Consider the following 9,169-nt stretch of genomic DNA (forward strand, 5'->3'; position numbering starts at 1 on the left):
ATGACTGATCGCCACGGCGTCAGGACGCCAGGCGGCCTGGGTGGCGATGCGCGTCGACACTGGCACGAAATCCGGGAAGCTTTGCTGCACTGCACTCCACTGGGCCAGTTGCTGACGCGCCTCGGGCTCGTTCAAGTCCAGACGCCCCAGGGTTTGCGCAGTATTGGCAGCCATTTCACTCATCAAGCGGCGCAACTGCGCCAGCAAGCGCTGTACGGCGGCGTCATCGAACGCCCCGCGATCATGGCTGCAGGCCAGCTCCAGGGACTCGCCGAGGTTGACGGTCAGGGCCAACGGGTAGTTGGTCATTTCCAACTGCTCGATGGTGCCGAACTGCAACGCCTGGTCCTGACGCTGACGCAAGGCCTGGTCCACAGGGTAGTTCTCGAACACCACCAGGGTATCGAACTGCGCTTGCCCGCCCTGTCCGGCCCAGCCCTGAATCGCGTACAGCGGCGTGTGCTCGTGCTCGCGCAGGGCCAGGTTGTCCGCCTGCAGGGCGCGTAAATAATCGCCCACGGCCTGTTCGGCGAGCGGCCGCTGAATCACCGGCAAGGTGTTGATGAACAACCCCAGCCAGGACTCGGCACCTTCCAGCTGCGTGGGCCGCCCGGCGACGGTGACGCCGGCGCACACGCTGTCCAGACCGGTATAGCGCTGCAGCAACAGCAACCACGCGCCCTGCACCAGGGTGTTGAGGGTGATGCGCTGCTGCTGGGCGAATTCGCGCAGACGGCGCATTTCGTCTTCGGCCAGGGCCAGCTTGCGCTGAGCGTAACCGCTGTCCTGGCTCTGGATGACGGCACTGGCCAGCAGGCAGGGTTCGTCCAGTTGAGCCAGGCGCTCGCGCCAGAAGGTTTCACTGACTGCTGCGTCCTGGTCTTGCAGCCAATCAATGTACTGACGGAAGCCGCCTTTGACCGGTTGCAACGCCAGCGGGTCGGCGTAGTGGCTGAGCACTTCGCCAATAAGCTGAGCGTTGCTCCAACCGTCGAGCAACAGGTGGTGACTGGTCCAGATCAACCGGTGACGCTGGGCACTGACGCGCACCAGGCACAGGCGCAGCAAAGGCGCTTGCTGCAAATTGAAACCACGGGCGTGTTCTTCGCTCGCCAATTGAACCAGCGCCTGGTCATCCACGGCGCGTTCGCGCCAGTCGAGCACTTCCATCGGCACCCGCAGCTGGCGCTGCACCACTTGCACCGGCACCGCCAGCTCCTGCCAGGCAAAACCGGTACGCAGGATGGCGTGACGCTCCAGCGCGGCCTGCCAGGCAGCGCGGAAACGTTCGACGTCCAGGCCGTCGATATCGACGCACAACTGGTTGATGTAGGTGCCGGCTTGCGGCGCATACAGTGAATGGAACAATAACCCCTGCTGCATCGGTGACAGTGGGTAGATGTCTTCGATCTCGCGCGGCACCAACGCCAGGCCATCGAGTTGCGCCTGGGTCAGTTGCGCCAGGGGGAAATCACTCGGCGTCACACCGCTGGCCGCAGGGCTCAGGCAGTGATCGAGCAGGCTGTCGAGCTCGCGCTGGTATTCGTCCAGCAACGCTTGCAGCTGAGTGCTGCTGAAACGGGCACTGTCGAAGCGCCAGCTCAGGCGCAGTTCACCGGCATAGACCTGACCGTTGATTTCCAGGCCCACCAATGCGGGGGTCCCCTTGCCCTGCTCCGGCCCCACCGACTCACTGGCCGGGCGCAGCAGGTCGTCGGCACCGAAGCTGGTGTCGAACTGGCCCAGGTAGTTGAAGGTGACTTGCGCTGCGGGCAACTGGCCAAGTGGTGACTGGGTTGCCAGGTAACGCAAGGCGCCGTAACCGACACCCTTGTGCGGCACCTGGCGCAGGGTTTCCTTGGTGGCCTTCAACGCAGTAGCGAGATCACCTTGAGCGCTCAGGCGTACCGGGTACAGGCTGGTGAACCAGCCGACGGTGCGGGTCAGGTCGAGGCCTGCGAACAGCTCTTCACGGCCGTGACCTTCCAGATCGATCAGCACACTGTCCTGGCCGCTCCAGCGGCACAGGGTGCGCGCCAGGGCAGTCAGCAGCAGGTCATCGATACGCGTGCGGTAGGCTGCGTTCGCCTGTTTCAACAGCTGCGCGGTGCGGGTCTTATCCAGGCTCAGGGTCAGGCTTTCGATGCCCGCACCCGGTGTGCCGTCCTGCGGGAACGGGTCGGCCGGGCCGGCCAACTGCTGTTGCCAGTACTCCACTTCCGCTTGCAGCACCTCGCCTTGGGCAAAGGCCTGCAGGTGTTCGGCCCAGTGCTTGTAGGCGCTGGTCTTGGCCGGCAAGGGTTGGCCGGCGTAGGTCCGCTGCAGATCTTCCAGCAGGATACGCCAGGACACACCATCGACCGCCAGGTGATGAACCACCAGCAGCAAACGGGCGCTACCGTCGCTCACACGGATGTGCACGGCGCGCAGCAACGGCCCCTTGTGCAGATCGAGACTGGCCTGGGCCTCGGCACAGATGGCCGTGACCTCTTCAGCCGTCGTAGCCTCATGCTCCCACAGCAGCGGTTGCTCACTGATATCGCGATGACTTTGGGTCCAACTGCTCCCCTGCTGCTGCCAGCTCAGGCGCAACGCATCGTGGTGACTCACCAGCGCTTGCAAGGCGCTGTTCAGCGCGTGGCTGTCCAGCGGTTGGTCAGCCTTGAGCAGCACCGACTGGTTCCAGTGGTGACGCTGGGGGATCGGTTGCTCGAAGAACCAGGCCTGGATCGGCGTCAACGGCAACTCGCCGCTCACCGGGCCCTGGTCGATGGCCAACTGACCGACGACTGGCTGGGCCACACGCGCCAGGGCTTGCAGGGTCTGGTGTTGGAACAGGTCCTTGGGCGTCAGCGCCAGACCGGCCTGGCGCGCGCGGCTGACCACCTGGATCGAGACGATGGAGTCACCGCCCAGCTCGAAGAAGTTGTCGTGCAGGCCGACCTGCTCCAGGCCCAGCACCTGTTGCCAGATCGCTGCCAGAGTTTGTTCTTCCAGAGTCGTCGGGGCCTGATAGGCCTGGCTTTCCCATACCGGCTCCGGCAGGGCCTTGCGGTCGATTTTGCCATTGGGCGTCAATGGGAAACGCTCCAGCAGCATGATCCTGCTCGGCACCATGTAGTCCGGCAGTTGCTGTTTCAGCTCGATCAGCAGCGTTTGAGCCAACACCTCATCAGCCGTCGCGACCACATAACCCACCAGATGCTTGCCATTGACCAGCACCAGGGCTTCGCTGACGGCGGCATGGGCCAGCAGACAGGCTTCGATTTCACCCAGCTCGATACGGTAGCCGCGCAGTTTGACCTGCTGGTCGATACGGCCCAGGTATTCCAGTTGCCCGTCATGACGACGGCACACACGATCGCCGGTGCGGTACAGACGACCACCGATGGCCGAGAACGGATCGGGGATGAAACGTTCGGCGGTCAGGTCGGCACGCTGGTAATAACCACGCGCAAGGCCTTCACCACCGATGTACAGCTCGCCGATCACGCCGGTTGGCACCGGGTTGAGATCGGCATCGAGAATATGCGCCTGGCGCGCCCCCACCACATCGCCCAATGGCGCGTAAGGCAGTGCCGAGGCGCGCCCATCGACCTGCCACAGCAGCGGCGTGATCACGCACTCGGTCGGGCCATAACCGTTGATCAGCTGGCAGCCCAGGGTTTGCTGGAGCAGTGCCAGGGTTTCCGTGGGCACCGCTTCGCCGCCCAGGGTGCAGAGGCGAACCGCCAGCGCACGGGGTTGACGACGCAGGGCATCGCCCAGTTGCTGGGCATAGGACGGCGGCAAGTCCAGCAGGCTGACCCGCTCGCTGTCCAGCACCTCCAGCAGACGCTCGATGCCCCACAACGCCTGACCACGAATCACCACCCGTGCCCCGGCGGCCAGCGGCAACAGCCACTGCTCGGCGGCCGCATCGAAGCCCAGCGACGCGAACAGCAGCATCGCATCGCCGGGGGTCGCCTGGTAAATGTCCTGCATCGCGGCCAGGTGTCCGGCCAGGGCGCCATGGCTGACGGCCACGGCCTTGGGCTTGCCGGTGGAACCGGAGGTGTAGATCAGGTAGGCCAACTGCTGCGGATGCAGCTCGACAGTGGGCAGGCTGTTGGTTTCGTACTGCAGGTCCAGACGGTCCAGCAATAATGCCGGGACTCCTGTCGGCAGGCTCGCCTCGGTGGCCGACTCGCCCAGCACCCGCTGCAATCCGCCTTCATGGACCATGACTGCCAGGCGCTCGGCAGGCAATTCAGGGTCCAGCGGCACATAGGCACCTCCGGCCTTGAGCACTGCCAGCAAGGCGATCAACAACTGCGGCGTGCGCTGCAACAACACGCCTACAGGTTGTTCCGCTTGCAGGCCATCGCGCAGCAAGCGGTGGGCCAGTTGATTGCTGCGAACGTCCAGCTCGGCAAAGCTCATGTGCAGACGCTCACCCTGCTCGTCCCACACCAGCGCCACCGCATCCGGACGCTCGGCCGCTTGTTGCGCGATGCGCTGATGGATCGGCAGTGCATGGACGTAACGGTTGTCGACTGCAATGGACTGGCGCTCGGCCGGCAGTTGCAGGTCCAGCATCGCCAGCGGTGCACGGGGTTGGGCCTGCAGTTGCTCGAGCAGGCGTTCGAAGCGCTCACCCAGGCGCGCAATGCTGCTGGCCTCGAACAGTTCGACGGCATAGGTAAAGCTCAGCTGCAACGAGCCATCCGCCGCCTCGAGGCTGTCCAGAATCAGTTCGAATTGTGCATTGCCCTGACTGTTGGGCAGTACTTCGGCGCTCAGCCCCGGTAGCTGCCCGAGCCCACGGGAGGATTCGCGCTGGTGGTTGAACATCACCTGGAACAGCGGTGTGCGGCTGAGGCTGCGCTCCGGTTGCAGCACCTCCACCAGACGTTCGAACGGCAGGTCCTGATTGGCCTGGGCCTCGAGGCTGCGGGCAGTGACTTGTTGCAGCAATTGCTCAAAATCTTCGCTGCCATCGACTTCGATGCGCAGCACCTGGGTATTCACGAAGAAACCGATCAGGCTTTCGATCTCCAGCCGATTACGGTTGGCTTGAGGGATGCCGATGCGCAGGTCACGCTGGCCACTGTGCCGGTAAAGCAACCAGGCGTAGGCCGCCAGCAGCACCTGGAACACCGACGCCCCACGTTGCCCGGCCAACTCGCGCAGGCGTGCGCTGAAAGCGGGCGGCAAGGTCAATACATGCCTGGCACCGCGCAAGCTCGGCATTGCCGGGCGCGGATGGTCCAGGGGCAACTCCAGCAGCGGTTGCTCGCCGCCCAGCATCCCGCGCCAGTACGCCAGTTGCTCGGCGAGTTGCGGGCCGTCCAGCCACTGCTGCTGCCACAAGGCGTAGTCGGCATACTGCAAGGTCAGCGCAGGCAATTGCGCGGCGCGGTTATCGATGGCGGCGCGGTACAGTTCGGCGAATTCGTCGATCAGAATGCTCATCGACCCACCGTCGGTGACGATGTGATGCAAGGTCACCAGCAACACCCAACGGTCGACCGCCAGTTCCAACAGCGTGACACGCAACAGTGGGCCGCTGACAAGGTCGAACGGACGCAGGGCTTCGCGGCGCGCTTCTTCCAGTGCTGCGGCGAGCGAGTGACCGTGCAGCGATACCTGAGTGATGGACAGCGGCGCGGCGGGCTCGATCACTTGCTCTGGCTGGCCATCTGCATTCTGGACGAAACGCGTGCGCAGGCTTTCATGGCGCGCGACCAACGCGTCGAACGCCTGTTGCAGGGCGCGGTGATCCAGCTCGCCCTGCAGTTGCAGCGCGGCCGGAATGTTGTAGGCGGAGCTGGAAGGCTCCAACTGCGCGAGGAACCACAGGCGCTGTTGCGCCGCCGACAACGGCAATACCTGTGGCCGAGACTCGGCGCGCAAAGGAGCCAACGCGGCAACCTGCGCCGGCAACTGCGCCACGGCCATGGCGAAGCCCGACAGGTCAGCGGCTTCGAACAAGCTGCGCAACGGCACTTCGATATTCAGCTGCTGACGAATACGGCTGATCACCTGGGTTGCCAGCAACGAATGACCGCCCAGTTCGAAGAAGTTATCGTCCAGCCCTACCCGTGGGGCGCCCAGCACCTGCGCCCAGATCGAGGCCAGGCTGATCGCCGGCTCGTTCTCGGCAGCGCGCCATACCCGGGTCTGCCAGGTCGGTTCGGGCAAGGCCAGGCGGTCGATTTTGCCATTGGGCGTCAACGGCAGTTGGGCCAGCACAACGATCTGCGCCGGCACCATGTACTCGGGCAGGCTGCGGCGCAGTTCGGCCTTCAGGGTTTCGGCCAGCGTGTCGCTGTCGGTCGCCGCCACGTAACCGACCAGGCGCGTGCCACCGGCCGCTTCGCGGGCCAGCACCACGGCCGCGCGAACTTCGGCGTTGGCCAACAGTTGCGCTTCGATTTCACCCAGCTCGATACGGAAACCACGCACCTTGACCTGATGGTCGATCCGCCCGAGGTACTCCAGGGCGCCGTCGCGACGCCAGCGCACCAGGTCGCCGGTGCGGTACAAACGCGCACCCGACTCACCGAAGGGGTCCGGCACGAAACGCTCGGCGGTCAGGTCCGGGCGCTGATGGTAACCCCGGGCCAGGCCCGTGCCACCGATGTAGAGTTCGCCGGTGATGCCGACCGCGACCGGCTCAAGGCGGGCATCGAGCACATGGGTCGAGGTCGCGGCGATAGGCCGACCAATGGGCTGGTTTGCCGCGCTGACGGCGCTCATCGCCTGCGCAGTGGACCAGATCGTGGTTTCAGTCGGGCCGTACAGGTTCCACAACCGGGCACCGTTGCTGCCCAGCGCTTCGGCAAGATCGCGCGGCAAGGCTTCACCGCCGCAGATCAGCGTGTGGCGCAACGTCGGCTGCCAGCCGCTCTCCAGCAGGATACGCCAGGTGGCCGGGGTCGCCTGCATGACATCGGCCTTTTCCAGGCCGGCTTGCAGCGCCAGGCCGTCACGGGCCTGCTCGGCACTGGCCAGCAATACGCAGGCACCGCGGGTCAGTGGCAGGTACAGCTCCAGCGCGGCAATGTCGAACGACAACGAGGTCACGGCCAGCCAGGACTGGCCGGCAGCGATACCCGGCGCCTCGGCCATCGACTGCAGGAAGTTGCTCAGCGCGCCATGGCGGACCATCACGCCCTTGGGCTTGCCGGTGGAGCCCGAGGTGTAGATCACGTAAGCCAACTGCTGCGCGTCTACCGCGATGTTCGGAGCGGTGCTGGCCTCGGCGCCAAGGTCGAGGGTATCCAGGCACAGGGCCTGGATATTCGCTGCCAGGTTCAGGCGTTCGGCAACCCCGGTGCTGGTGAGCAGCAGTTCCAGGCCCGAGTCCTCGATCATGTACGCCAGTCGGCCAGCCGGGAATTCGGGGTCCAGCGGCACATAAGCGCCACCGGCCTTGAGTACGGCAAGCAACGCCACCAGCAGGTTTGGCGAGCGCTCCAGCGAGACGCCAACCCGAGCGTCGGCACCGACGCCCAATGCCAGCAGTCGATGAGCGAGACGATTGGCCCGTTGTTCCAGTTCGGCGTAGCTCAGGGTTTCGCCATTGGCCACCAGTGCCGGTGCGTCACCGCAACGGGCGGTGCAGGTTTCGATCAGGCGGTGGACCGGCGTCAGCTCAGGGAAAGCCCGGGTGTTGTTGGCCATGGCCAGCAGACCGCGCCGCTCCTCGTCATCGAGCAACGGCACGGCGTCCAGGGCCATGTCCGACACCTGCGGCAGCACCTGCAGCAAGCGCAGGAAATGCCGGCCGATCTGCTGGATGCTGACGGCGTCGAACAGATCCGTGGCGTAGCCGAAGGTCAGGCGCAGGACGCCTGCGCTGTCTTCTTCACTGTCCAGGTTGAGGTCGAATTGCGCGTTGCGGCTTTCGCGCTCGAACGGCTCGACACGCAGCCCGGGCAGTTGGGCCAGGGCATCGAGGTCGCGACGTTGATGGTTGAACATCACCTGGAACAGCGGGTTGTGGCTCAGGCTGCGCTCCGGTTGCAGGGCTTCGACCAGTTGTTCGAAAGGCAGGTCCTGATGGGCCTGCGCGCCAAGGGCCGCTTGCTTGACCTGATCGAGCAGGTGGGCGAAACCCATGTCGCCCGCCACTTCGCTGCGCAGCACCTGGGTGTTGACGAAGAAACCGATCAGCCCTTCGCACTCCAGACGCTGACGGTTGGCGATGGGCACGCCGATGCGCAGGTCACGCTGGCCGCTGTAGCGATACAACAGCACCTGGAAGGCACCGAGCAGCACCTGGAACAGTGTGCAGCCCTGGCGCTGGGCAAACTGGCGAAGCTCGTCGCTGACAGGGGCCGGCACAACTAGCCCGTACTTGCTGCCACGGTAATCGCGCAGAGCCGGGCGCGGGTGGTCGGCGGGCAGTTCCAGCACCGGCTGGCGCTCACCCAGTTGTTGCCGCCAGTAAGCCAGCTGGCGGTCCTGTTCGCCCGCTTCCAGCCAGCTGCGCTGCCACAATGCGTAGTCGCGGTACTGGATCGGCAAGGGTGCGAACGCAGGCTCGCCGCCCGCGCTGAACGCTGCGTAGGCTTTGGCGAATTCTTCGATCAGTACCTTCATCGACCAACCGTCGGCGATGATGTGGTGCAGGGTTACCAGCAGCACATGCTCATCATCGGCCAGACGCAGCAAGCCGACCCGCAGCAAGGCGTCGTGTTGCAGGTCGAAGGGGATCTGCGCTTCGGCGGTGGCCGCGTCACGGGCTGCACTTTCGCGCTGCTGTGCGGGCAGATCGCGCAGGTCCTGTTCGCGGATGTCCAGCGTTTGCGCAGGGAGTACCGTCAGTTGCGGTTGATCATCGGCACTCCGCTGAATACGGCTGCGCAGGGTTTCGTGACGGGCGACGATCAGCGCGAACGCACGTTGCAGCGCGGCGCGATCCAGTGCGCCGGTCAGGCGCAGGGAGCCGGCGATGTTGTAGGCGCTGCTCTCGGGCATCAATTGCGCGAGGAACCACAGGCGCTGCTGCGAGTAGGACAACACTGCGCTCTGTGCACCGATCCCGGCAGGGATCGGCAGCAGGTTGAGGTTGAGGTTGAGGTTCTGTTCACCCAAACGCTGGAAGAATACGCGACGTTTCTCGCCGGGCAGCGCCATGAAGCGCTGTGCCAGTTCTAGCGCGACAGTCTGGTCAAGCATG

1 protein-coding gene is annotated in these 9,169 nt (G+C 64.9%); it reads right to left on the reverse strand.

Features of this window, described 5'->3' with window-relative positions; translation table 11 throughout:
* A partial coding sequence (locus F2S13_RS09260) for a non-ribosomal peptide synthetase (protein WP_166360184.1) occupies positions 1-9,168 on the reverse strand: 9,168 nt, incomplete at its 3' end.
* Between the last annotated feature and the right edge of the window lies 1 nt (position 9,169).

The organism is Pseudomonas akapageensis (assembly GCF_011355085.1).
Classification (GTDB): Bacteria; Pseudomonadota; Gammaproteobacteria; order Pseudomonadales; family Pseudomonadaceae; genus Aquipseudomonas; species Aquipseudomonas akapageensis.